18 protein-coding genes are annotated in these 25,030 nt (G+C 61.0%); 9 read left to right on the top strand and 9 right to left on the bottom strand.

What is annotated here, in order from left to right; translation table 11 throughout:
* Positions 1-51: 51 nt before the first annotated feature.
* Genes AC3WJW_RS14190 through AC3WJW_RS14175 form a run of 4 tightly spaced genes read right to left on the bottom strand, consistent with a single transcriptional unit; the run spans position 52 to position 6,030 of the window.
* Positions 52-828, bottom strand: coding sequence for an SDR family NAD(P)-dependent oxidoreductase (locus AC3WJW_RS14190; protein ID WP_493726428.1), 777 nt, complete (start codon positions 826-828; stop codon positions 52-54).
* Positions 828-2,012 (bottom strand): acetyl-CoA C-acyltransferase, encoded by a 1,185-nt coding sequence (locus AC3WJW_RS14185; protein ID WP_493726427.1) that lies wholly within the window; start codon positions 2,010-2,012, stop codon positions 828-830. Before AC3WJW_RS14185 ends, AC3WJW_RS14190 begins: the two co-directional genes overlap by 1 nt.
* 56 nt (positions 2,013-2,068) lie before the next feature.
* Positions 2,069-4,180 (bottom strand): 3-hydroxyacyl-CoA dehydrogenase NAD-binding domain-containing protein, encoded by a 2,112-nt coding sequence (locus AC3WJW_RS14180; RefSeq protein WP_493726426.1) that lies wholly within the window; start codon positions 4,178-4,180, stop codon positions 2,069-2,071.
* A 47-nt stretch (positions 4,181-4,227) separates the two neighbouring features.
* Positions 4,228-6,030, bottom strand: a complete 1,803-nt coding sequence (locus AC3WJW_RS14175; RefSeq protein ID WP_493726425.1) for an acyl-CoA dehydrogenase — start codon at positions 6,028-6,030, stop codon at positions 4,228-4,230.
* A gap of 439 nt (positions 6,031-6,469) precedes the next feature.
* Here AC3WJW_RS14175 and AC3WJW_RS14170 point away from each other — a divergent pair, with 439 nt between their 5' ends.
* The 9 genes from AC3WJW_RS14170 to AC3WJW_RS14130 all read left to right on the top strand — a co-directional run bounded on the left by AC3WJW_RS14170 (position 6,470) and on the right by AC3WJW_RS14130 (position 20,315).
* Positions 6,470-9,163 carry a winged helix-turn-helix domain-containing protein gene (locus AC3WJW_RS14170; RefSeq protein ID WP_493726424.1) on the top strand — a complete coding sequence of 898 codons (2,694 nt, stop codon included), beginning with the start codon at positions 6,470-6,472 and terminating at the stop codon, positions 9,161-9,163.
* 370 nt (positions 9,164-9,533) lie between these two features.
* Positions 9,534-10,676, top strand: a complete 1,143-nt coding sequence (locus AC3WJW_RS14165) for an acyl-CoA dehydrogenase family protein (RefSeq protein ID WP_493726423.1) — start codon at positions 9,534-9,536, stop codon at positions 10,674-10,676.
* A 34-nt stretch (positions 10,677-10,710) separates the two neighbouring features.
* On the top strand, positions 10,711-11,853 hold the full coding sequence (locus AC3WJW_RS14160) for an acyl-CoA dehydrogenase family protein (protein WP_493726514.1): 1,143 nt from the start codon (positions 10,711-10,713) through the stop codon (positions 11,851-11,853).
* A gap of 120 nt (positions 11,854-11,973) precedes the next feature.
* A complete protein-coding gene (locus AC3WJW_RS14155; protein WP_493726422.1) occupies positions 11,974-14,214 on the top strand; it encodes a peroxisomal multifunctional enzyme type 2 in 2,241 nt (746 codons plus the stop codon).
* Positions 14,215-14,320: 106 nt separating this feature from the next.
* A complete protein-coding gene (locus tag AC3WJW_RS14150) occupies positions 14,321-15,445 on the top strand; it encodes a thiolase C-terminal domain-containing protein (RefSeq protein ID WP_493726421.1) in 1,125 nt (374 codons plus the stop codon).
* 95 nt (positions 15,446-15,540) lie between these two features.
* A complete protein-coding gene (locus AC3WJW_RS14145) occupies positions 15,541-17,241 on the top strand; it encodes an AMP-binding protein (protein WP_493726420.1) in 1,701 nt (566 codons plus the stop codon).
* 189 nt (positions 17,242-17,430) lie between these two features.
* Positions 17,431-18,717, top strand: coding sequence for a histidinol dehydrogenase (hisD, locus tag AC3WJW_RS14140; protein WP_493726419.1), 1,287 nt, complete (start codon positions 17,431-17,433; stop codon positions 18,715-18,717).
* 177 nt (positions 18,718-18,894) lie between these two features.
* Entirely contained in the window at positions 18,895-19,797 is a 903-nt protein-coding gene (locus AC3WJW_RS14135) for an SDR family oxidoreductase (protein WP_493726418.1), read from the top strand.
* Positions 19,798-19,865: 68 nt separating this feature from the next.
* Positions 19,866-20,315 carry an acyl-CoA thioesterase gene (locus tag AC3WJW_RS14130; protein WP_493726417.1) on the top strand — a complete coding sequence of 150 codons (450 nt, stop codon included), beginning with the start codon at positions 19,866-19,868 and terminating at the stop codon, positions 20,313-20,315.
* 108 nt (positions 20,316-20,423) lie between these two features.
* On the opposite strand, the gene AC3WJW_RS14125 is transcribed toward AC3WJW_RS14130, so the two are convergent.
* The 5 genes from AC3WJW_RS14125 to AC3WJW_RS14105 form a co-directional block, all read right to left on the bottom strand.
* Positions 20,424-21,572, bottom strand: coding sequence for an alpha-hydroxy acid oxidase (locus AC3WJW_RS14125; protein ID WP_493726416.1), 1,149 nt, complete (start codon positions 21,570-21,572; stop codon positions 20,424-20,426).
* Between the two features lie 88 nt (positions 21,573-21,660).
* The gene (locus AC3WJW_RS14120; protein WP_493726513.1) at positions 21,661-21,885 is read right to left on the bottom strand and encodes an FAD-linked oxidase C-terminal domain-containing protein; all 225 of its coding nucleotides are present in this window, start codon (positions 21,883-21,885) and stop codon (positions 21,661-21,663) included.
* A gap of 25 nt (positions 21,886-21,910) precedes the next feature.
* Entirely contained in the window at positions 21,911-22,087 is a 177-nt protein-coding gene (locus AC3WJW_RS14115; protein ID WP_493726415.1) for a hypothetical protein, read from the bottom strand.
* On the bottom strand, positions 22,084-23,646 hold the full coding sequence (locus tag AC3WJW_RS14110) for an acetolactate synthase large subunit (RefSeq protein ID WP_493726414.1): 1,563 nt from the start codon (positions 23,644-23,646) through the stop codon (positions 22,084-22,086). The genes AC3WJW_RS14115 and AC3WJW_RS14110 overlap by 4 nt, the downstream gene beginning before the upstream one ends.
* Positions 23,647-23,662: 16 nt before the next feature.
* A complete protein-coding gene (locus AC3WJW_RS14105; protein ID WP_493726413.1) occupies positions 23,663-24,994 on the bottom strand; it encodes an MFS transporter in 1,332 nt (443 codons plus the stop codon).
* Positions 24,995-25,030: the final 36 nt, after the last annotated feature.

Here is a 25,030-nt window from a genome sequence, read left to right as displayed (position 1 = left end):
TGATGCGCAGCACAATCTGGAGTCCAAACGGACTTCTCACTCGGGCAGCTGTCACAAGCTGCCCACCAGATGCCCGCCATCAACCGCCAGCACCGCTCCGCTCATATAGGCACCCGCATCGCTGGCCAAAAGCAGGAAGGGGCCGCTCAAGTCATGCAAGTAGCCCAGGCGGCGCATCGGTACGCTGTCGCGGATGTAAGCCTGGCCCTTGTCGCTGTCGAAGTACGCATCGTTCATTTCGGTCTTGAAGTAGCCCGGCGCAATGGCATTGACGCGGATTTGATAACGCGCCAGTTCCAGGGCCATTGACTGAGTCAACTGGATCACACCCGCCTTGGCCGCGCAGTAGTGGCTGTAACCGGTGCCGACGCGCAAGCCGAGCATCGAGGCGATGTTGACGATGTTGCCCGGCGTCCCGGCCCCGGACATGCGTTGTGCTGCGACCTGAGCGACACGCCAAACCCCATCGAGGTTGGTCGAGAGCATCTGCCGCCAGTCCTCTTCGCTGATGTCCAGCACCCGTTGACCATGACCGATTCCGGCATTGTTGAGCACCACATCGACCACACCGAATTTCGCTTGCGCGGCATCGAAGGCGGATTCAACGCTTGCACGGTCAGTGACGTCCAGTGTCACTGCCAGGGCTTGACCGCCCGTGCGCCGGATCTCTTCGGCGACGTTGCACAGACGCTCCAGGCGTCTTGCGGCAAGCACCACGCGGGCCCCCGCTTGCGCGGCCACCCGGGCGAGGTGGGCGCCGATACCACTTGAAGCTCCGGTCACTAATACGGTTTTGCCCGCCAGGGAAAAGCTTTTGAAGACGTCCATTACAGTACCTCGAACAGGCCGGCTGCACCCATGCCGCCGCCGACGCACATGGTCACCACCACGTACCTCACACCGCGTCGTTTACCTTCCAGCAGGGCATGGCCGACCATCCGCGCACCGCTCATGCCATAGGGGTGGCCGATGGAAATGGCGCCGCCGTTGACGTTCAGCCTGTCGGGATCAATGCCCAGGGTGTCGCGGCAGTACAGCACCTGACAGGCAAAGGCTTCGTTGAGCTCCCACAGGCCGATGTCGTCGACCCGCAGGCCGTGCTGCTTGAGCAGTTTTGGCACCGCCAATACAGGACCGATGCCCATTTCTTCCGGCGCCAGTCCGGCGACGGCAATGCCGCGATACAACCCTAGCGGTTGCAGGTTGCGTTGCTCGGCCAGGCGCGCCTCCATCAGCACGCAGGCGCTGGCGCCATCGGACAGTTGGCTGGCATTGCCGGCGGTGATGCAGCCGCCTTCGATCACCGGTTTGAGCTTGACCAGGTCCTCAAGCACGGTTTGCGGGCGATTGCCTTCGTCCTGGTTCAAGGTGACCTGCTCATAGCTGACGGCGCCGGTGGTTTTATCGACCACTTGTCTGGTGGCCGTGACCGACACGATTTCGTCGGCGAACAAACCGGCTTGCTGGGCGGCAGCGGTCCGCAACTGCGACTGCAGGGAGTAGAGGTCCTGGGCTTCGCGGCTGATGTTGTAACGCTTCGCGACGAGCTCGGCGGTTTCCAGCATCGGCATATAGGCATGGGCGGCATTACGGATGACCAACTGGTCGCGCTCGGCCATGGCCCATTCAACATTGCGTTTCTGCACCAGGCTGATGTGCTCCTGGCCGGCACCGATGGTGACGAGCATGCCATCGACCATGATTTGCTTGGCGGCGGTGGCAATGGACATCAGGCCAGAGGCGCACTGGCGGTCCAGCGTCTGGCTGCTGACCGACAATGGCAGGCCGCTGGCCAGCACGCTCATGCGTCCCAGGTTCCAGCCGGCGGTACCGGAAGGCATGCCGGTACCCATCACCAGATCATCGATTTCAGCGGCTTCGATACCCGCGCGCTCGACAGCGGCCCGAATAGCGAAGGAGGCCATGGTAGGCGACGTGGTGTTGTTGAAAGCACCCCGGAACGCCTTGGTGATCGGTGTGCGAGCGGTAGAGAGAATCACGGCTTCTTTCATGTTGCGAGTCCTTTTGTGAGCAGCCGACCGACACCCGGAAGTGTCGGTCACAGGGTTCAGATTTTTTCGATGCGGGATTTGCCGGCGGCAACCAGTCGTTGGAGGAGCGGGGCGGGCTGGAACCACATCTCCCCGTAAGCCCCGAGCTCGCGACGATGGTGCTCAATACCGGCCAGCACCTTGTCCAGGCCGAGTTGTTCGGCATAGTGCATGGGCCCGCCGAGGTGAGCAGGGAACCCGTAGCCGTTGATCCAGACCAAGTCTATGTCGCCGCTGCGCAGGGCGATGCCTTCATCGAGCAGCTGAATGCCTTCGTTGATCAGCATGAATAAGCAACGATCATGGATTTCCTGTGTGGAAATCGGTCGGCGCGGGATGTTCAGGTCTCCAGCGACGCGCGCGGCCAAGGCGACCACTTCAGGGTCCTCCTTGCGCTCGCGACCTTCGTAGACATAGAAACCACGAGCGGTTTTCTGACCGTAGCGGCCCAGTGCGTACAACTCGTCGCCGATCTTGTAGTAGCTGCCATCGTTGGCAAAAGCGGCACGATTCGAATCGCGGACGAGGAAGTTGACGTCGACACCGGCCAGATCGGTCATAGTCAGCACGCCCATGTTCAGGTCCAGGTCCGTGAGGACCTTATCGACTTCCGCGGGCGTGGCGCCCTCGAGAACCAGTCGGTGCGCTTCGCGGTTGTACGGTTCGAGCATCCGATTGCCAATAAAGCCGAAGCATACGCCCGACACCACCGGTATTTTGCCGATACGCCTGGCGATCTTCAGCGTGGTAGCCAGCACGTCCGGTGCGGTGGCTTTACCGCGGACCACCTCCAGCAGGCGCATGACGTTGGCCGGGCTGAAGAAGTGCAGACCGATAACATCCTGTGGGCGCCGGGTCACTGCAGCGATAGCGTCGACATCCAGGCTGGACGTATTGGTGGCCAGAATCGCCCAAGGTTTACAGACCTCGTCCAGGGTGCGGAACACCTGTTGCTTGATCTCCATCTTCTCGAAGACCGCCTCGATCACCAGGTCGGCGTCAGCGAGGTCGGCGTAATCAAGCGTGCCTTCGATTAACGCGATACGTTGTTCGAGTTGTTCCTGACCGAGCTTGCCGCGCTTGACGCTGATCTCATAATTTTTGCGGATCTGGCTGAGGCCATGGGCGAGGGCATCAGGCTTGAGCTCCAGCAACGAGACCGCGATACCGGCGTTGGCGAAGTTCATGGCGATGCCGCCGCCCATGGTACCGGCGCCGATCACTGCTACTTTGTTGATTGGACGAAGCGGGGTGCTGGCGTCTATACCCGGCACCTTGCCGGCTTCGCGTTCAGCAAAAAAGACATGGCGCAGGGCTCGTGACTGAGCCGAATCTTCGGCCTGCTTGAACAGCGCCAGCTCACGGGCGAGCCCCTGCTTGAGTGGCAGCACGCAGGCTGCTTCGACAGCGGCCAGTACCAGGCGCGGGGCCAGGCGACTCTTCCAGCGCGGCTCATGCTCGGCATGGTAGCGAGCGAAGAAATCCTCGGCCAGTTCGCTCCCAGGGTGGGTATATCTGTCTGCCGGACGCGACGGAGCATCCGCCGCGAGCAATTCATGGGCATAAGCTTTGGCTTCGTCGAGTAACCCTTCGATGCTGGCGGCGTTGCGGTCGAGCAGGCCGAGCATCAACGCCTGATCGGCGCTGATCTGTTGACCGGAAATCATTATGTTCAACGCCGATTCGGCACCCAGGAGTCGCGGCAAGCGTTGGGTGCCGCCGGCACCGGGCAGCAGGCCAAGGTTGATCTCGGGCAGGCCGACGCGAGTTTTTGGCTCACCAATGCGATAGCCACAGGCCAGTGCCAGCTCCAGGCCTCCGCCGAGTGCGAGACTGCCAATTGCCGCAATCAGCGGTTTATCTATCTGCGTCAGACGTACCAGCAAGCCGGGCAGGTCGGGGGCAGCAAAGGCTGCTGAACCACCAAACTCAGTGATATCCGCGCCGGCACAGAACAAGCCGCTGGCGCCATGGATGATGATTGCCCATACCGTCGAGTCGCTGGCAGCGCGTTCGCAGGCGTCCAGAATGGCCGCGCGCAACGGCTGGCCGAGGGCGTTGACGGGTGGACGGGCCAGACCGATCAACGCCAGCCCGGCTTCGACTTGATAATTAACCAGGGTGCTCATGATGGCTCCTTGCAGGACTGAAAATGTGATGAAAATGATTTAGGCATTCAGAACCATGGGTCCTGCATATCGAAGTGGATACGGTTGCCGGCAATCAGCAGGCGGGCCTGACCCTCGAGCGTGGCCAGTTCCCAGTCCATGAAATAGCGTGCGGCCTGCAACTTGCCCCGGTAGAAATCGGCCTCGCTGGATGTGGCTCCCTGCGTCAGGGCACGGCTGGAGAGCAGGGCCATGCGCAGCCACAGCCACCCGACCAGCACGCGACCGAACAGGTCCAGGTAAACGGTGGCGTTTGACAGGCCGAGGGTCGCGTCAAGCTGGACCTGATCCTGTAGTTTGATCGTGACCTCGTCGAGGATCTCCAGCGCATCGCCCAGCGCACGGGCCAGCGGCGCGCAGCGGTGGTCATCCACGGCCTGAGCCAAGGTCTCACGGGCTTCGGCAAGGAACAGTCGATAACCGGCGCCACCGCGCTGGCCGAGCTTGCGCCCGAGCAGGTCAAGACCGTGTATGCCTTCGGTGCCTTCATGAATCGGGTTCAGGCGGTTGTCGCGGTAATACTGTTCAAGTGGGTACTCGCGGGTATAGCCGGCGCCGCCCAGTACCTGTATGCCGATATCGGAAGCGATCACGCCGTAGCGTGACGGGTAGGACTTGACCATGGGGATCAGCAAGTCGAGCAGTTCGCTGGCGTTGCTGCGGGCTTGCTCACTCGGCCCGGTATGGCTTTGCTCCATCAGACTGCTGGCGTACAGGCACAGAGCCAAAGAGCCTTCGGCGTAGGTTTTTTGCTGCAATAACATGCGCCGCACATCAGGGTGCTCGATGATCCGTACCTGCGGTGCAAGCGGATCCTTATTGCCAGGCAGGCGGCCCTGAGGCCTTTCGCGGGCATAATCGAGGGCATGATTGAAGCTCTGGCAGGCAAGCGCGGAGGCCGCCAGCGCTACGCCGATACGTGCCTCGTTCATCATCTGGAACATGTAGCCCAGGCCCTTGTGCGGCTCACCCACCAGATAACCGGTCGCGCCGCCCTGTTCGCCAAAGCTGAGTACAGTTGAAGTAGTGTTGCGGTTGCCCATCTTATGCAGCAAGCCAGCCAGTGCCACGTCGTTGCGGATGCCTACATGACCCTGGGCATCGACCATGAACTTTGGCACCAGAAACAGAGAGATGCCCTTGACCCCTGCGGGTGCCCCTTCGATGCGCGCCAGCACCAGATGCAGTATGTTTTCGGTCAGCTCATGATCGCCCCCCGAGATAAACATCTTCTGCCCAAACACCCGATAAGTGCCATCTGCCGCCGGGCGTGCGCTAGTGCGAATATCGCCCAGCGCCGAACCCTGACCGGGCTCGGTCAGGGCCATGGTGCCGCTGAAGCGACCGGCCAGCATCGCTGGCAAAAAACGCTCGCACAGTTCGGCACTGGCAAAGCTCTTGAGCAGATTCGCGGCACCGATGCTGAGAAAGGGGTAGGCCGTGGTCGCCACGTTGGCGGCGTTGAAATAGGCCATGCAAGCGCGCAGCACAACTTCTGGCAATTGCAGGCCGCCGTCCTCGAAGTCGTGATGGGCCGAGAGAAAACCGGCCTCGGCAAAGGCCTGCCAGGCAGCCTTGGTTTCCGGAATCAAATGGACTTGCCGGCCATCGAAGGTCGGCTCGAGGGTGTCGCCCTTGTGATTGTGCGGGGCGAAGTAGTGCGCGGCAATGTCTCGCGCGGTGTTCAGCGTGGCGTCGAATACATTGCGATCGTGCTCGGTATATCGCGCACGTTGCAAAAGGGCTTCGGTGTCGAGCAACTCGTAGAGCAGGAAGCTCAAATCACGTTCGTTGAGTAGCTGATCAGTCATATTTTCCTCATCGGTATCCGGCGATAAGCGAGCCAAGGCTTTCGAGTGCGTAGATGAACCCAGATGTGCGAAGCTGGTATCCACTCATGTAGAGGGGGGAGGCTGTGTGTCGGCGCGTCGGGGGGGGGGAATCAGGCATCGCCAGGCAGTGTTTTCAGGCACTGCAGGTAGCGCTGTTGGACAAAGCTTGGGCCCCCCCCTCCAATGGAGGGGGGGTGGGGGGGCTACCTTGACCGCACTATCGGGCCGCTCGATCTGAACATGCGTTCAGGCCGGCCGATTGCCGTCTGTTTTTTCACAAGGGCCTGCGCTGCAGGGCGACTGGTCCGGTCGGGCTTTTCCAGGGAGATGCGTTGAGGGATGATCGCGTCGGCACCGCTTCAATAATAATAAGGCCTGACTGGATTCCATCAGGCAGGCAGGAAACCGGAGATTCGGTTTGCAAATAAATACCGACAAACTGCTTGTATCAACCAAATTCGCCCCCCCGCGAATTGGCACTCAATCGATTCCGCGCAGTCGGCTGATCAACGAACTGCAGCGAATAGAACACTGTACTGTCGGTTTGGTGACAGGTAGCCCGGGGTTTGGCAAAACCACGCTATTGGTGCAGTGGCGCCAGACCATGATGCGCGCCGGCGCCGAAGTCGCCTGGTTGTCACTGAGCGCCGACGACAAACACCTCTCGACCTTTTTTGCGTATTTGCGCGGTGCCTTGCAGCGCCTCGGTGTGACGATTGACACAGGCACTCCTCTGGAGGGTGCCAGCAGAGAATCGATCGACGAAATTGTCGCGGCCATCGTGGATGCCGCTTCCAGCGTGAACAAAGAGCTGTTTCTGGTACTCGACGATTATCAGCATGTTGCCGACCCGCGTTCGCACCGGTTGATGCAGAAACTGTTCGATCACAGCCCGGAGAATCTGCACTTCGTGATCGCCGCGCGCGTACAGCCGCCGCTTAGCCTCAGTCGACTGCGCCTGATGGGGCAAGTGGTGGAGCTTGACTGCGCCGCGTTACCTTTCGATCTGGCGGAAACCCGCGCATTCCTCGAATTGAATCTGGCAGCACTGAAACTGCACGAGGAGGAAATCCACCTTATCCATGAACTCACCAGCGGTTGGCCCGCCAGTCTGCAATTGATCGTGATCATGCTGCGCAGCAATCCCGGCGCGCGGGCGAGCTTGCATGAGCTGGGCTGGCGATCGGACGATCTGCAAAGCTATCTGGCCGAAGACGTGATGGCGCATCTGCCGGAGGAACTGGCGGACTTCATGGAGGCCATCAGCATATGCCGGCGTTTCAACGCTTCCCTGGCAGAGGCCGTGACGGGCAACGCGACTGCGTCACAAATGCTCAATCGGCTTGAAGAAGAAAACCTGCTGATCTTTCGTGTCGAAGCCGATGACCGCTTGCCGTGGTATCGCTTCCACCCGCTGTTCAGTGAATTTCTGGCCACGCGTCTGGTACGGCGTAACTCGCAGAATGTCGCGCAATTGCATCAGCGCGCGGCGCGTTGGTTCGCTGAACGCAAACTGCTGGCCGAGGCCATGCGGCATGCCACGGCGGGCGGGGATCTGGGGTTCGCCGTTGAAGTCATCGAACGGGCGGCGCCGACGACCTGGGGACTGGACCAATTAAGTCCGCTTCTGCGCCTGCTTGACCGGCTGCCGCAGGAAGTTCTGTTCTCCAGGCCTCGGTTATTTTTCCTCGGCTGCCTGGCCTATGCCTTGACGGCACGGCCGGCGAAGGCAGAGGCGTGGCTTGAGCAATTCGAGCGAAGTGGCGTTGCGCAGCCTGAAGACGTGGCGTTCCGCCTGCCGCTGGTTCAGGCGGTCATCCATGTCCAGCGCGATCGTACCGAGCCGGTCATTGCGTTGCTCGAAGGATTCCAGCCGCTGATCGACGACTATTCCATCATGCGCTACGGGCCATCGACGATGTTGGCGCTTGCCTATGCGGCGGCGGGACGGTATGACGATGCGCTGGTTTGTCTCGATGACCATCCGGTGCCCGAGGTCGACCGAAACGACGAGATGGCGTTACTGGCGGAAGGTACCCGGACCCTGTGTTGCCTGATGGAAGGCAGGATGGTCGATGCCGAACGCATGGGGCTGGCGCAACTGACCCGCTCTGTGGCAGTTCACGGACATCGCTCGGCCAGTGCCTACACTGGGGCCTCCAACCTGGCTGAAATCTATTGTGAACTGGACCGGATAGACGAGGCACGTGAGATCCTGGCCAATCGCAATGGACTGCTTCAGTGGACCATGCCCGACTCCATGATGCGTGCCAGTATTTGCCGGGCCCGCCTGGATCTGCTGCAAGAGTCGGCTGCCACGGCACTGGCCTTCCTTGAGCGTCAGGAGCGCCACTTTCGCAGCATTGGCCAGGACCGCGCATTGGTGCATTGCCTCGCCGAGCAGGTGCGCATCGAATTGCTCGAGGGCGACCGTGCCAACGCGGCCGTGCATGTCGCTCAGCTCGATGTGCTGGGGCAGGCACATCAAGGGGCGGTAGGGTTCCAGGCGGAAATTCCGGCGATGGTCGCCCTGGCCAAGGCGCGCCTGCTTCTGGCAACCAACTACCCGGACAATGCATTGCAGGAACTGCAGCATGTTCGTGGTTATGCCCAACAACACCGGCGTGGCCAATTGGGTGTGACCGCTTTGCTGTTGATGAGCATTGCCCATGCGGACCTTCGACAACAGGACGACACCGACGATTTACTGATACAGGCATTGGAAACCGGTCAGCGATTGGGTTTGGTCCGAACCTTTCTCGACGAAAGTGCAGCGCTGTACCCATTGCTGACGCAACTGGTCGGCAGGAGTGCGCTTGGCAGCTCGGTGACTGACTATCTGAAGGACTTGCTATCGAGATTTGAGCAGGGCAAGGCCGGGGCACATTCTGGCGATGGCGCCGCCTCGGCAGGTCAGAAGACGTTGACCCCGCGAGAGCTGGCGATCCTTCATCTGATCAGCCAGGCGATGTCGAACAAACGCGTGGCGCTGACATTAAGCATTTCACTTGAAACAGTGAAGTGGAACCTGAAGAACGTTTTCTTGAAGCTCGGTGTTTCCAGTCGCTACGACGCTGTCTCCTGGGCGCGCAAGAACGGCCTGATTCCCTGAGCTGCACCCCGCACAAAATCCTGAGGACGACTCCGCCAATGCAGTTGCGTGGACTGCAATGGCGGGGCGTCCACAGGCGTGCTGCCACCGCAGCTTAAGGTGTTTGCCGAAAGCCCGGCCTCCTCATTTCAGGGAGGGACACACCATTCCCCATTTCTGTAGGAGCTGCCGAAGGCTGCGATCTTTTGATCTTGCTCTTAAAAAACAAGATCAAAAGATCGCAGCCTTCGGCAGCTCCTACAGGGGGGTGCAGGTTTCGATGGATGCCCCCCCTCCCTGAGGGGTACAGCAGGCAAGGCGCATTTCCTATCGTGGCATCGACCCGGCCGGTTTGACCCGGCGCGTAGATCCAGCCCTAAGGAGATGCTTCATGATTCCGCGCACCCTGTTTGAGCACGAGCACGAGGAGTTCCGCAAAACCACGCGGCGCTTCCTTGCCGACGAGTGCATGCCGCACCACGAGCAATGGGAAGAGGATCACCTGGTTCCCCGTGCCATCTGGGAAAAAGCCGGTGAACTGGGTCTGCTCAATGCCACCACCCCTGAGGTCTACGGTGGTCTTGGCCTGGACCGGCGCTTCTCGCTGATCGTCGGTGAAGAAGTCACCCGCGTCAGTGCCAGCGGCCTCATCGGTTTCGGCGTACACGACATCGTCGCCGGCTACCTGAACAACTTTGGCACTGAAGCACAGAAGCAAAAGTGGCTGCCGAAAATGGCGGCTGGCACTGCGATTGCGGCCGTGGCCATGACCGAACCGGGCACCGGTTCCGATCTGCAAGGCGTCCAGACCCGTGCCACGCTGGTGGGCGACGACTACGTCATCAACGGCTCCAAGACCTTCATTTCCAACGGCACCAACTGTGATCTGGTGGTTGTCGTGGCCAAGACCGGCAACACCGGCAAAGGCTCGCAGGACATCTCCCTGATCATCGTCGAAGGCGACCGTCCGGGCCTGAGCAAATCCAGGCCGTTGCGCAAGGTCGGCCTGCATGCGCAGGACACCACCATGCTGTTCTTCGAAGACCTGCGTGTACCGAAGGAAAACATCCTCGGTGGCGTTCCGGGCCAGGGTTTTTTCCAGCTGATGAAAGAGCTGGCCTGGGAGCGGCTGGGCATTGCCGGCAACAGCATCGCCGGCGCCCAGGCCGTGCTTGAGCACACGCTGGAATACACCCGCGGTCGCAGCGTGTTCGGCAAGCCGATCTTCGACTTCCAGAACACCCGCTTCAAGCTCGCCGACATGAAGATCAACATCGCCGTCGGCCAGAACTATGTCGATAAATGCATGGCCCTGTGTCTGGAAAACAAGCTGACCCCCGAAGCGTCGGCGGCAGCCAAGCTGTGGTGTTCCGATCTGTATTCCAAGGTGGTCGACGAGTGCGTGCAACTGCACGGCGGCAACGGCTACATGCTCGAGTACCCGGTGGCGCGCCATTACCTCGATCACCGTGTCCTGCGTATTGCCGGCGGCGCCAACGACATCATGAAAGAGCTGGTCGGGCGCACGCTCTGATCACGGCCCCATCGAGGAATTTGCCATGGAATATCTGATCCCCCGTACCTTGTTCAGCGCCGAGCACGAAGACTATCGCCGCCTGGCCCAACGTTTTCTGGCCGATGAGGTGCTGCCTTTTCACGCCCAGTGGGAAAAGGAGAAACGTGTACCTCGCGAGATCTGGCGTCGTGCCGGTGAGCTGGGTCTGCTGCTGCCGTGCATTCCGGAAGAATACGGTGGCTATGGCGCGGACCGCCTGTACGCCATGGTCATTGGCGAGGAGTACATGGGTTCTGGCGCTTCGGGCCCGGGCATTGGCTTCGGTGTGCATGCACTGGTGGCCGGCTACATCCTGCATTACGGCAGCGAACAGCAAAAGCAGACCTGGTTGCCAAAGATGGTCTCCGGCGAAGCCATCGGTTCGATCGCCATGACCGAGCCCAACACCGGCTCCGACCTGCAAGCGGTCAAGACCCGCGCAGCGCGTGACGGCGACGAGTACGTCATTACCGGTTCCAAAACCTTCATTTCCAATGGCGTGCAGTCGGACTTCGTGGTGGTGGTCTGCAAGACCGGCAACACCGGCACCGCCAAGGACATCTCGCTGATCATCGTCGAGAGCGGCCGCGACGGTTATGCCAAGTCGCAGCCTCTGGAAAAGATCGGCCTGCATGCCCAGGACACCTGCATGTTGTTCTTCGACAACGTGCGCGTTCCGTGCAGCAACCTGTTGGGGCCGGAGGAGGGCAAGGGCTTCGGCCAGCTGATGCGCGACCTCGCCTGGGAACGTATCAGCGGCGCCATCGGTTTCCAGGCCCAGGCCGAAGCCGCGCTGCGCCACACCATCGATTACACCAAAGGCCGCACGGTGTTCGGCAAGCCGGTGATCGACTTCCAGAACTCGCGCTTCAAGCTCGCCGAACTGAAGGCAGAAATCCAGATCGGTCGTTCCTGGGTCGACAGCTGCATGGAGCTGGCCCTGCGCAATGAACTGACCCCTGAAGCCGCGGCCATGGCCAAGCACTGGACCGCCGAGTTGAGCCTGCGCGTGGTCGAGGAGTGCCTGCAGTTGCACGGCGGCAACGGCTACATGACCGAATACCCGATTGCGCGGCTGTTCCTCGATACCCGTGGCAACCGCATCTGGGGCGGCAGCCGCGAAGTCATGAAAGAAATCATCGCTCGCACGCTGTAAGGCCACTCATTCAAAACCTGTTCTCGCATTTTGCGCGAATGAGCTGTCAGCGGTGCCCGGCTCTGGGGAGTCGGGTCGCCGTTTGCTAACAATCAAAACCCATTGGGAAGGAGCGTTATCGTGTCACAAGAACTTCGTTTTGACGGCAAAGTAGCCATTGTCACCGGCGCCGGTAACGGTTTGGGCCGGGCCCACGCGCTGCTGTTGGGCTCGCGCGGCGCCAAGGTCGTGGTCAACGACCTGGGTGTGAACCTCCAGGGCGTGGGCGTTTCGTCTGCCGCTGCTGACGCGGTGGTTGCCGAGATCAGGGCCATGGGCGGCGAAGCCGTAGCCGACTACAACTCGGTTGCCGATGGCGAGAAGATCGCTGCCACCGCGCTGGAAGCGTTCGGCACCGTCGACATCCTGATCAACAACGCCGGCATTCTGCGTGACGTTTCGTTCGCCAAGATGACTGAAGAGCAGTGGGACATCATCCAGGAGATCCACGTCAAGGGCGCGTTCAAACTGACCCACGCCGTGTGGCCGATCATGCGTGAGAAGGGCTACGGCCGCATCATCATGACCGCCTCTGGTGCCGGCATTTTCGGTAACTTCGGCCAGTGCAACTACTCCACCGCCAAGTCCGGCCTGATCGGCTTCGCCAAGTCCCTGGCCTTCGAGGGCGGCCCGAAGAATATCCGCGTCAACACCATTGCACCGATTGCTGCTTCTCGCCTGGTCGTCGCCAGCGGCATCCTGCCGGAAGACGTCCACGCCAAGCTGGCCTCGGAACACATTGCGCCACTGGTTGGCTGGTTGTGCCATGAAGACTGCCCGGAAACCGGCGGCCTGTTCGAAGTCGGCGGTGGCTTCCACGCCAAGTACCGTTGGGAACGTTCCCAGGGCCGTGTGCTGCACACCGATACCCTGAGCCCGGAACTGGTTCGTGAAAACTGGGAGCGCATCACTCAGTTCGACGAACACAGCGTGCACCACACCAACGGTGGCGAAGGCTTCCAGGAACTGTTCGCGCGTCTGGATTCGCCGGCCAAGGGCGGCAACCAGTACGTCGACATGGAAGTGGCCAGCAATGCCGTGTCGACCCTGGAAACCGAGTACAACCAGACTGACGCCGCCCTCTACGCATTGGCCGTAGGCGCCGCGAAAGACCCTCTGGACGAGACCGAACTGCTGTACATCAACGAGTTCAAGGACGAAGAGTTCCGCGTGCTGCCGACCATGGCAGTATTGCCGGCGACCGAAGTGTTCCTGCAGGCTATCAAGTCCGGCAAGCCGAGCCTGGAAGGTCTGGAGCTGCCGTTTGCCAATGGCCTGCACGGCGAGCAGTACACCGTGATGTACCGTCCGCTGCCACCGGCCGCCAAGCTCAAGCACACCATGCGTCTGAAGCAGGCGATCGACAAGGGGCGCAGCTCCGTTTCCATCCTTGCGGTGGAAACCACTGACGAAAACGGCGTACCGCTGTTCTACAACGAAATCACCAGCTTCTACGCCGGTGTGCCAGGTGCCGGTCTGGAAAAAGTCCAGAGCGCGCCACAGCCAGAGTTGCCTGCACGAGCCCCGGATGCGGTGATCGCCGAGCAGACCGAGATCAACCAGGCCTTGCTGTATCGCCTGTGCGGTGACTGGAACCCGATGCACGTCGATCCGGACTACGCCAAGGCGGCGGGCTACGAGAAGCCGTTCCTGCACGGTCTGTGCACCTTCGGTTATGCCGGTCGTCACGTGATCAAGGCGTTCTGCAACAACGATTCGCGCCTGTTCAAGAGCATCCGCGTGCGCTTCGCGTCCATTGTCATGCCGGGCGACACCCTGGAAACCCGCATGTGGCGTGAAACGCCGACCCGCGTCGTGTTCGAGATGCGTGCGGTAGAGCGTGACGTGGTCGTACTCAAAGGCGGCGTCGTGGAAATCTTCGATAAGGTTCCGGACGTCACTTCCCTGACTAACGCCAGCAAGGAAGAGCCAAAGACCCTGACCGCACACGACGTGTTCGGCGTGTACAAGGCGCACTTGCAGGCCCACCCGGAAATCGCGGCCGAAGCGCAGATGATCATGCAGTTCGTGGTCAAGAACCGCGAATCCAACTGGGTACTCGACCTGAAGAACGGCAAGGGCGACCTGTATGAAGGCGTTGCGGCCAATGCGGACGTGACCATGGTCATCCAGGAAGCGAACATGCCGGAACTGGCGTCGGGTGAAGAACCGCAACTGCAGAAGCTGTTCTTCGGCGGCAAGCTCAAGCTGACCGGTGACACCATGGCTTCGAAGAAGCTGGAAGCGTTCGCCGGCATCGACCAGCAGCTGTACGCCGCTGCTACTGCCGAGCGCCTTGCCAAGGCGGCAACCTCAGCGTGAGAAAAGCTGCCTCACCGTTCAACTCAGGTTGATCGGTGAGGCAACTGCACTGCCGCTTGCGTCTCGGGACGCAAGCGGCAGCCGCCTGTTACGGGAGAACCATTACATGAATCGTCGCGTCAATGTGATTGGCGTAGGCATGACCCCATTCACCGTGCCCGGTGTCGGTGGTCGCTTTTACGACCTCGCCGCCGAGGCGGGCCGCCTGGCGTTGCAAGACGCCGGCATCGAGTATCGCAGGGTCGAGGCGGCCTATGCCGGTTTCGTCCATGGCGATTCCCTTTCCGGCCAGCGTGGTGTTGCCGAGCTGGGTTTGACCGGAATTCCGATTATCAATGTCAGCAACCATGGTGCCAGTGGATCGACCGCGCTTTACCTGGCGCGTCAGGCCATTGAACACGGCATCGCCGAATGTGTGCTGGCAGTGGGTTTTGAAACCCCGTCGACTGAATCGACGGGGCAGCATTGGCAGGACGGTGAGTCGCCGATGGCGACCGAGCTGTGCGCTAGGGCTGCGCGGGAATACATGCAACGTTATGGTGCACGCAAAGAAACCTTCGCGATGATCGCAGTGAAATCACGCGAACACGCCGCACTCAATCCTTATGCGCTACACCGCCACCCTCTGAGCCTGGAAAACGTGCTGGAAGAGGAAGTGTGCGCCCCCCTGACCCGATTGCAGTACTGTTCGTCGGCCTGTGGCGCAGCGGCCGTGGTGCTGTGTTCCGATGAGTTTGCCAGGAAACGCGGGATCAACGATCCGGTCTACATTGCGGCGCAGGCCATGACCACCGATCTGTCCGGCAGTTTCAGCGAGGGTTGCGCTAACCGTGCGCTGGGTTATGAGCTGGGTTTCGCCGCAGCGCGTGACGTCTATGAACGGGCAGGCATCGGCCCGGAAGAGGTCGATGTGTGCGAACTGCATGACGGCTCTACCGCCAGTGAAATCCTGCTGTATGAAGCGCTCGGTTTCTGTCGGCAAGGCGATGCCGAGAAACTCGTCGAGGATGGCGACAACACCTATGGCGGCAACCGGGTCATCAATCCCTCGGGTGGATTGTTGTCCATGGGGCATCCACTCGGGGCGACCGGCCTTGCCCAGTGTGCCGAACTGGTCTGGCAGTTGCGCGGGACAGCAGCGAATCGTCAGGTGCCCTATGCCCGTGTCGCCTTGCAACACAACATCAGTATTGGCGGCGCCTGTGTGGTGACCATGTATCGCCGCGATTAGGTATCCGCGGTTAAAAACCTGCGGGCGATACAGCATGCGACAACCCGATTAAAATAATCAGGCGGCTACACCGCCTTCAAATCGTAGGACCTGTCATGAACAAACAACAAGAGAAAATGACACTGCTGCACTGGTTCGAGCATTGGGAGAACACCACGCCCGAAGCGATCTACCTGACACAACCTTGTCCAGATGGCGCGGTGCTCGACTACACCTGGCGCGAAGTCGGCAATCAGGCCCGGCGCATGGCCGCCTACCTGCAATCGTTGAACCTGCCGCCACATTCGACCATTGCCATTCTGGGCAAGAACAGCGCCCACTGGGTCATCGCCGATCTTGCCATCTGGATGAGCGGGCATATCAGCGTGCCGCTGTACTCGACGGCGAGCGCCGATACCATCGCTTATGTGCTCGAGCATGCCGAAGCGCGCTTGCTGTTCGTGGGCCGACTCGATGGCGACGCAGCGGCGTGGCAGGCCTCCAGCAGGGGCGTGCCCGCGCAGCTGCCGGTGATCAGCCTGCCATTGTCGGCCCGCTGCGAAGGCACGCAATGGGACGATATTGTCGCGACCACGGCACCACTGACTTCGGTTGCGATGCCGGCACCGGACGATCTCGCCACGATCGTCTACACCTCCGGCAGCACCGGTCATCCGAAGGGCGTGATGCATGACTTCGGCACGATGTGCCAGGTGGCGCAGATTAATGCCATGGCGCTGTATAACGCGGGACGCGGACCGGGTTCCCAGGAACGCCTGCTGTCGTATCTGCCACTGGCTCATGCTGCCGAGCGCCAAGGCGTCGAGTCGACCTCGCTGCGTTACGGCATCCACGTGTTTTTCAACGATTCGCTGCAAACCTTCGGTGCGGATTTGCGTCGGGCCCAACCGACGGTATTTTTCTCGGTCCCGCGCTTGTGGACCAAGTTCTATCAAGGCATCAACACGCAAATACCCACCCGGGAGCAGGAAGCGGCCTTCGCCGATCCACAGGCAGCGGGGTTGATGAAAGCGAAAATCCTCGACGCGCTGGGACTGCGTCATGTGCATGCCGCGTTCACCGGCTCAGCACCATTGCCTATCCCGATCATCAACTGGTATCGCCAGCTCGGGCTCGAGCTGCTGGACGGCTATGGCATGTCGGAAAACTTTGCCTGCTCCCATTTCAGTCGCGCCGGTCGCGTGCGCGTTGGCTATGTCGGTGAGTGCCTGCCAGGCGTTGAATGTCGAATCGCCGAAGACGGCGAGATCCTGGTGAAAAGTCCCGGTCAGATGATGGGTTACTTCAAGCAGCCGGAGTTGACGGCTGCCAGTTACCTGCCCGACGGATTCTTCAAGACCGGTGACCGTGGCGAATTCGACGAAGCGGGGCGCCTGCGTATCACCGGCCGGGTCAAGGAGTTGTTCAAGACCGCCAAAGGCAAGTATGTCGCCCCGGTACCGCTTGAAGCGAAGCTGGGGGGAAATCCTCGCATCAGTGAGGTCTGCGTGACCGGGGTTGGGCTGCCACAACCCTTTGCCCTGATAACCCTGTCGGAAGAAACTCGCGCAGCGTTGGCTACCGGCATGCAGCATAGCGATCTGGTTGCGGAGCTGGAGGCGTTGCTCGATCAGGTCAACGAGCAGCTCGAGGACCATGAGCGCCTGGACTGCCTTGTGGTGGTTAAAAAAACCTGGACCATCGAGAACGGGCTGCTGACGCCAACCCTGAAAATCCGCCGCAGTATCATCGAGGAGCACTATCTCGACCGTATCGAGGCGTGGTGCGCAAGCGGGCAACGAGTGATTTTCGAGTAGTAGCTCTCAACCTTTGCGTCCTGCTTTCCACCTGAACCCCGGTGCTTTCGGCACCGGGGTTCAGGTGTTTTCCCGCACATCAGGCGTCACGCGCCCCCCACTCCTTTGCAGGGGGCAAGTCCAGCGTCCTTGGCCAATACACTCGAACTCACTCGTGGCCCACAACAATAATCGTCAGCAGGAGTTCTTATGGCCAAGCATCTGAAAGCATCGAAGTCGCAAGAAGTGAAGGCAGAAATCAGCGCGCAGGTGCGCGACACGGTCACGACGATCCTGGCTGATATCGCCAAAGGGGGCGATAGCGCGGTGCGGGATTACTCCTCGAAGTTTGATCAATGGGCGCCGGAGAATTTTCGCCTGAGCCAGGCTGAGATCGACGCTTGCATCGCCTCGCTGTCGGAGCAGACGCTGGCCGATATCCGTTTTGCCCAGGAACAGATCCGTCGTTTTGCCCAAGTGCAAAGGGACTCGTTGCTGGAAGTTGAAGTCGAGACACTGCCGGGCGTCGTTCTGGGTCATAAAAACCTGCCGGTCAACAGCGTGGGTTGCTACATCCCGGGGGGCAAATACCCCCTGGTCGCCTCGGCGCACATGAGCGTACTGACCGCGAAAGTAGCCGGGGTCAAACGTGTGATTGCGGCGGCACCGCCATTCGATGGCAAACCCTCGGCAGCCATCGTCGCCGCAATGCACCTGGCGGGTGCCGACGAAATCTATTGCATGGGCGGCGTCCAGGCCATCGCGGCAATGGCGTTGGGCACCGAGCAGATCGCGCCCGTCGATATGATCGTCGGGCCGGGCAACGCCTATGTGGCCGAAGCCAAGCGTCAGCTGTTCGGGCGTGTCGGCATCGACCTGCTGGCCGGTCCCACTGAAACCCTCATCATCGCTGACGAAACCTGCGACGCCGAGTTGGCAGTGGCCGACCTGTTGGGGCAGGCGGAACATGGTCCCAATTCCCCGGCGATCCTGTTGACCAATTGCGAAGCACTGGCGCGGGCTGTTCCCGACGAGATCGAGCGACAACTGGCAAAACTGGAAACAGCCCCCGTTGCACGAGTGGCCTGGGAGGAGTATGGCGAGATCATCCTTTGTGATTCGTACGAGGAGATGGTGCAAGAGGCCGACCGGATCGCCTCCGAGCACGTCCAGGTGATGACGCGCGACCCCGATTACTTCCTGCAGCACATGACCAACTATGGCGGGCTGTTCCTTGGGGCTCGCACCAATGTTTCCTATGGCGACAAAGTCATCGGCACCAACCACACCCTGCCAACCAACCGCGCGGCTCGCTATACCGGTGGTTTGTGGGTCGGCAAGTTCATCAAGACCTGCACCTATCAACGAGTGCTGACCGACGAGGCCAGCGCCCTGATTGGCGAATACTGCTCGCGCCTGTGCGCGCTGGAAGGGTTTGCCGGCCATAAAGAGCAAGCCGACATTCGCGTACGTCGCTACGGCACAAAAAAAGGTTGATCGCACAATTCTGTTGAATTGTAGAAGCCGGCTTGCTGGCGATGGACTCGAGTGCGCCACGTTTAACCAGGTCACGCGCGTAATCGTTAACGACCATCGCGAGCGAGCTCGCTCGTACAGGTAATGCTGGCGAGGCGAATATTCGCCTCGCCAATCAGTATTGATCGAGGAGTTTCCATGAAGGACTTTCACGACAAGGTGGCGGTGATCACCGGTGCCGCCTCCGGCTTGGGCAAGGCGTTTGCCGAACACGCTGCCGACCTGGGCATGAAGCTGGTGTTGGCGGATATACAAAAGGACGCGCTGGAGGCCACGGTGTCCGAACTCGAGAATCGGGGCGCAACGGCTATCGGCCTGTGCACCGATGTGAGTAAGGCCGAGCAAGTGCAGGCGTTGGCCGATGCGGCGTTGGCGGAATTCGGCCAGGTCAACCTGTTGTTCAACAACGCCGGCGTTGGCGCAGGCGGGCTGATCTGGGAAAACAGTGAACAGGACTGGGACTGGGTGCTGGGTGTCAATCTGCGCAGCGTGATCCATGGGGTGCGCATTTTCACGCCGTTGATGCTGGCCGCTGCCGCCAAAGATCCGGCCTACGAAGGCCATATCGTCAATACTGCCTCGATGGCGGGGCTGGTCAATGCGCCGGCGATGGGGGTGTACAACGTCACCAAACACGCCGTGGTCTCGCTTAGTGAAACGCTGTACCAGGATTTGAGCCTGGTCAGCGAACAGGTGCACTGCTCGGTGCTGTGCCCGTTCTTCGTGCCCACCGGCTTCAGTGATTCGAGTCGCAACCGTCCTGCGGACCTTGCCGGCAATGCTCCACCGACGCGCTCGCAATTGGTCGCGCAAGCCAACTCCCACAAGGCCACCAGCGCTGGCAAGGTCAGCGCCGAAGAGATTGCCCGGATCACCTTCGACGGGATTGGCGCGCAGCATTTTTACATTTACTCGCACCCGCAGGCATTGGCGTTGGTACAAGAACGATTCGACGCCATGCTCAGCCAGCACAACCCTGGCGACCCTTTTGCCGGCAAACCGCAAGTGCGAGCCAAGCTGATCAACGATCTGCGCGGCTGACCCAAAAATCCTGATACGGCGTCAGCTCAGTATTGGCGCTATCCATTATCTGTAAGGGTGTATTTTTCATGTCCAAGCCCGGCGCCAACTCACGCGAAGACTACCGGTATTTTCGGCCGATCCAGACTCGCTGGATGGATAACGACGTCTACGGCCACGTCAATAACGTCAACTACTACAGCTATTTCGACACTGCGGTGAACGGCTATCTGCTGTCCCAAGGCGTGCTTGACTATGAACGAGGCGAGACCATCGGCCTGGTGGTCGAAACCCAGTGCAACTATTTCGCGCCGATAGCCTTTCCCGATGTGATCGAGGCCGGTGTGCGGGTCACCCGTCTTGGCGGCTCCAGCGTGCGCTATGAGGTCGGCTTGTTTCGGGAGGGTGAGCCGCTGGCGGCAGCGCAGGGGCACTTCGTGCATGTGTACGTGGGGCGCGAAACGCGTCGCCCGGTCACCCTGTCCGAAGCGCTGCGTGCCGCGCTGGTGCCGTTGGTGGTAACACCCATTCCCCTGTAGGAGCTGCCGCAGGCTGCGATCTTTTGATCTGGTTTTTGAAAATCAAAAGATCGCAGCCTCGTTTCACTCGACAGCTCCTACAGGAGGAGGGCGTTCTCACCTCACCGGTTACCCGAAGGTGCCCGGCAACAGGATGCGGGAATCGACCTTCTGCACATCCGTGACACCGCAGAACGCCATGGTCAGATCCAGCTCCTTGCGAATGATTTCCAGGCACTTGCTGACGCCGTCCTCGCCCATTGCTCCCAAGCCGTAGAGGAAGGCGCGCCCCAGGTAGACACCCTTCGCACCCAGTGCCAACGCCTTGATCACGTCCTGTCCGGAACGAATACCACCGTCCATGTGCACCTCGACCTGTTCGCCGACCGCATCAACGATCGCCGGCAAGGCGGTGATCGAGGAGGGCGCACCGTCGAGCTGGCGACCGCCGTGGTTGGAAACGATCAGCGCGTCGGCCCCGTGTTGCACGGCCAGCCGCGCATCGTCGGCGTCGAGGATGCCCTTGATGATCAGCTTGCCGCCCCATGCTTGTTTGATCCATTCGATATCGTCCCAGCTCAGGGTCGGATCGAATTGCCGGGCGGCCCAGTGTGAAAGGCTCACCGTGTCGTTGACGCCGTTGGCATGGCCGAGAATGTTACCGAGATTGCGCCGCTGCGTACCGAGCATGCCGCGACACCAGCGGGGTTTAGTCATCATGTCGAGCAGGTTGGGCAAGGTCAGTTTGGGCGGTGTCGACAGGCCGTTGCGAATGTCCTTGTGGCGTTGCCCCGGTACTTGCAAGTCGAGTGTCAGCACCAGCGCCGAACATTGCGCAGCCTTGGCGCGTTCGATGAGCTGACGAATGAAGCCGCGGTCACGCATCACATAGAGCTGGAACCAGAACGGCTTGCTGGTGTGTGCCGCAACATCCTCGATCGAGCAGATGCTCATGGTCGACAAGGTAAAGGGCACGCCGAACCTCTCGGCTGCCCTGGCCGCGAGAATCTCGCCATCGGCGTGCTGCATGCCGGTCAAACCGGTGGGCGCCAGTGCGACTGGCATGGCGACTGGCTGACCGGCCATGGTGGTTTCGAGCGTACGATTTTCCAGGTTGACCGCAACCCGCTGGCGAAACTTGATGCGTTCGAAGTCGCTGCAGTTGGCGCGATAGGTCGATTCAGTCCAGGAGCCGGAGTCGGCATAGTCGTAGAACATGCGTGGCACGCGCCGCTTGGCCAGCACACGCAAGTCTTCGATGGAGGTAATGACGGGCATTGTTGATTTCCTTGATGGAGATGACGGCGCACCGATCACGAGCGCTTTACTGGTTATTCAAGCCTTGTGCGCACTGTGCGGATCATCACTACAGATCGAATACGCGCCCGGGATTGAGCACGCCTTTGGGGTCGAGGTTTTGCTTGAGCACGCGCATCAGCGCGATTTCTGCCGGCGTGCGCGTGATGCCCAGCCAGGCTTTCTTTTCGAAGCCCATACCATGCTCGGCCGAGATCGCCCCCTTGAGCGCTTGCAAGGGGTTGTAAACCAGTCTGTCGAGTTCTTGGCGATCGTCGGCATCCATGTCGGGCACCTGCACGGCGATGTGCACGTTGCCGTCACCCAGGTGACCGAAAGCCCAGCTCCGGGCTCCCGGCCCGACGCACCAGTACCCGAGCCTGCTGTGGCTTGCCGCAATGACGCTCCTGAAGGTCGGCAGCCAACAGCAGGCCGGTCGGGCCGACGATGCTGCGCAGGGTATCGATCAGTGCGCTGCTCGGGTTCGAGCTCATCATGACTCGATCACCAGTTCGATCAGGAAGGGTCCCGGATTGCTATTGGCCATGGCGAACAGTTCGTTGAACTGGTCCATGTCTTCGGCGCGGGCCGCCGTCACACCCATACCGTTGGCGAGCTTCACCCAGTCCAGATCGGGGTTGCCGATATCGAGCATGTCCATCGCGGTTTTACCGGTGGTGGCACCCACGCTGGCCAATTCGTGTTGCAGGATGGCGTACTTGCGGTTAGCCAGGACTACCACGGTGACGTCAAGTTTTTCCCGGGCCATCGACCACAACGCCTGCACGGTATACATGCCGGAGCCGTCGGCCTGCAGGGCGATGACACGCCGGTCCGGCGCGGCAATGGCTGCGCCGAGGGCCAGGGGCAAGCCGTCGCCAATGGCGCCACCGGTCACTTGCAACCAGTCGTGCGCAGCCGCGTTGATCGTACCGGGGTAGAAGGCCTGACCGAAGGTGACACTTTCGTCGACGACGATGGCGTTTTCCGGCAAGAGGGCATTGAGGGTTTGCGCGACCGCTGCGGAGGAGATGGCGCCGCTACCAGGCTCTGGGTTGGCCGGCGCGGCGACAGGGGCTGCGAGCTGCGGAGCGTGCAGTTCATCAGCAAGACGCGCCAGTGCGTCGGCCAGATCTTCTTCGGGGCGGGCCAGCACATGGACCGCTGCATCCTCCGGATACGGACGCGGCGACTTGCCTGGATAGGCAAAGAAGGTCGCCGGTACCGGCGTACCCACCAGTATCACGTTGACGATGCCCGCCAGTTTGGCCCGTGCCATGTCGCCAAAGTAGGGTAGGCGCTCAACCGCAAACCGGCCGCGACCACGGGCGACGCAGGCATTGGAGGTGGTCGACAACAGGCGTGCATCAGTGGTGGCGGCGATGCGGTGGGCGCTGGCCAGGGCGTCCTGTTCCAGCGCACGTCCAGCAAGCAGGATCAAGGTCGGTTGACCGCTGCGCAGCACCCGGGCCATTTGCGCCACGGCATCGGGTGCGACCTTGGGCGTCGGGATCGGCGCCAGTGGCGCGGCCACCTGGCCGCCCGCGTCCCAACAGACATCCGACGGCAGGATCAGGCTGGCCACGCCGCCCGGCGCGGCACAAGCGGCCTGAACCGCAGCCGCGGCCGCTGAACCGACCGAACCTGCACTCGTCGCCGTTCGCGTCCAGACGGAAATCGGGCGCGCCCAACCCTCGGTATCGGCGGTTAACGGCGCATCGAAGGGGCGATGATAGGTGGCCTGATCGCCAACGATATTGACCACCGGCGTATTGGCGCGCTTGGCGTTGTGCAGGTTGGCCAAGCCGTTGGCCAGGCCGGGGCCACAATGCAGCAGCGTCGCGGCGGGCTTGCCTTTGACCCGTGCGTAGCCATCGGCCGCGCCAGTCACCACACCCTCGAATAAGCCCAGTACGCAGCGCATGCCGGGAATACGGTCGAGGGCTGCGACAAAGTGCATTTCGCTGGTGCCGGGGTTGGCGAAGCAGGTGTCCACGCCGCAGTCGAGCAAAGTCTGCACTAGGCTTTCGGCGCCGTTGATTGAAGTCTCGTTCATGGTGGTTCCTTGGTTGTTATTGTTTTTCGATGCGCCGTTCATTTAGGCAGCGTGCGGGAATGCCGATCAGCAGTAGCAAGACGCCGAATACAAGAACCGCGGAAATCACGTCAAAGGCCAGGTACAGGTCGCCGGTCGCAGACTTGATGGCGCCGACCATGGCCTGGCTGGCGACCCCAGCCATGTTGCCGATGCTGCTGATGACCGCGATCCCGCCAGCGGCACCGGCCGTGCCGAGGAACACCGGAGGTATGGTCCAGAACAGTGGCACCGCGGACAACGCCGCTGCCGCGCCGAGTGCCAGCAATCCGATCGACAGGGCAACCTGTCCCTGGACGAAACCGAGCAGGATGAAGCAGCAGGCGCTGACCATCAGCGTCGAGGCCAGGTGCCAACGCCGCTCCAGGTGACGATCGGAACTGCGCCCGAGCAGGTACATGCCCGCTAATGCGCCCAGGTAAGGCAGGCTGGAGACCATGCCGATGGTTTTCAGGTCCTGCAGGCCGAAGTCGCGAATCAACGTAGGCATCCAATAGGTCACGGTGTTCGAGCCGCTGTAGAGACAGAAATACACCAGCCCGGCGATGTACAGCCGCGGGTCGCGCAGTACTTGGGCAAAGCCGCCCTGGCGCGTGCCCGGCTCGTTTTCCAGCACTTCGGAAAGCGCTTGTTTCTGTTCGGCGCTGAGCCAGGTGGCCTGCGCAGGCCGGTCGGTCAACCAGAACCAGCCAAAAATGCCCAGTGCGATGGCCGGGAGGCCGGTCAGTACGAAGAGCATTTGCCAGTCGCGCAACCCCAGCCAGCCGTGCAGGTGAGTCATGATCGCCCCGGCCAGCGGGCCGCAGATGATCCCGGCGAGTACGCCGGACATCATGAACGCCGCGGTGACGCGCCCGCGCAATGCCGAAGGAAACCAGTAGGTCAGGTACAGGATCACGCCCGGAAAGAAGCCGGCTTCAGCCATGCCCAGGAGCAGGCGTGCGCCGATCAGCTGGTTGGGCGTGGTGACGAACGCCGTCGCCACCGTTACCAGGCCCCAGAGCACCATGATCCGAGTCAGCGTGGCGCGGGCACCGACGCGCTGCAAGTACAGGTTGCTGGGGACTTCAAAGAGGATGTAGCCGAAGTAGAAGATGCCGGCGCCGATGCCATAGGCGGCATCGCTCAACAGGATGTCTTCGGCCATTCGCAATTTGGCGAAGGAGATGTTGATGCGGTCGATTGCATTGATGATGAATGCGACCAGCAGAAAGGGCATCAGGCGCCAGATGACCTTGCGATAGATGCTCGCCAGATCGGCGCAAGGACTTGCCCCGGTGAGCGGCAAGGTTTGCTCGAGTTGATTCATGGAATGTTCCTGCACGGGTAACCGATTGTTTTAATT

This window comes from Pseudomonas sp. GW821-FHT07G06, from assembly GCF_058986625.1.
The sequence above is the reverse complement of the archived record's forward strand: the minus strand, read 5'-3'. Positions and strand labels throughout refer to the sequence as shown.

Coding starts and splice junctions, on each gene's coding strand:
- AC3WJW_RS14190 (WP_493726428.1), bottom strand. CDS start 828: ATGGACGTCTTCAAAAGCTTTTCCCTGGCGGGCAAAACCGTATTAGTG.
- AC3WJW_RS14185 (WP_493726427.1), bottom strand. CDS start 2,012: ATGAAAGAAGCCGTGATTCTCTCTACCGCTCGCACACCGATCACCAAG.
- AC3WJW_RS14180 (WP_493726426.1), bottom strand. CDS start 4,180: ATGAGCACCCTGGTTAATTATCAAGTCGAAGCCGGGCTGGCGTTGATC.
- AC3WJW_RS14175 (WP_493726425.1), bottom strand. CDS start 6,030: ATGACTGATCAGCTACTCAACGAACGTGATTTGAGCTTCCTGCTCTAC.
- AC3WJW_RS14165 (WP_493726423.1), top strand. CDS start 9,534: ATGATTCCGCGCACCCTGTTTGAGCACGAGCACGAGGAGTTCCGCAAA.
- AC3WJW_RS14150 (WP_493726421.1), top strand. CDS start 14,321: ATGAATCGTCGCGTCAATGTGATTGGCGTAGGCATGACCCCATTCACC.
- AC3WJW_RS14145 (WP_493726420.1), top strand. CDS start 15,541: ATGAACAAACAACAAGAGAAAATGACACTGCTGCACTGGTTCGAGCAT.
- hisD (WP_493726419.1), top strand. CDS start 17,431: ATGGCCAAGCATCTGAAAGCATCGAAGTCGCAAGAAGTGAAGGCAGAA.
- AC3WJW_RS14135 (WP_493726418.1), top strand. CDS start 18,895: ATGAAGGACTTTCACGACAAGGTGGCGGTGATCACCGGTGCCGCCTCC.
- AC3WJW_RS14130 (WP_493726417.1), top strand. CDS start 19,866: ATGTCCAAGCCCGGCGCCAACTCACGCGAAGACTACCGGTATTTTCGG.
- AC3WJW_RS14125 (WP_493726416.1), bottom strand. CDS start 21,572: ATGCCCGTCATTACCTCCATCGAAGACTTGCGTGTGCTGGCCAAGCGG.
- AC3WJW_RS14115 (WP_493726415.1), bottom strand. CDS start 22,087: ATGATGAGCTCGAACCCGAGCAGCGCACTGATCGATACCCTGCGCAGC.
- AC3WJW_RS14110 (WP_493726414.1), bottom strand. CDS start 23,646: ATGAACGAGACTTCAATCAACGGCGCCGAAAGCCTAGTGCAGACTTTG.
- AC3WJW_RS14105 (WP_493726413.1), bottom strand. CDS start 24,994: ATGAATCAACTCGAGCAAACCTTGCCGCTCACCGGGGCAAGTCCTTGC.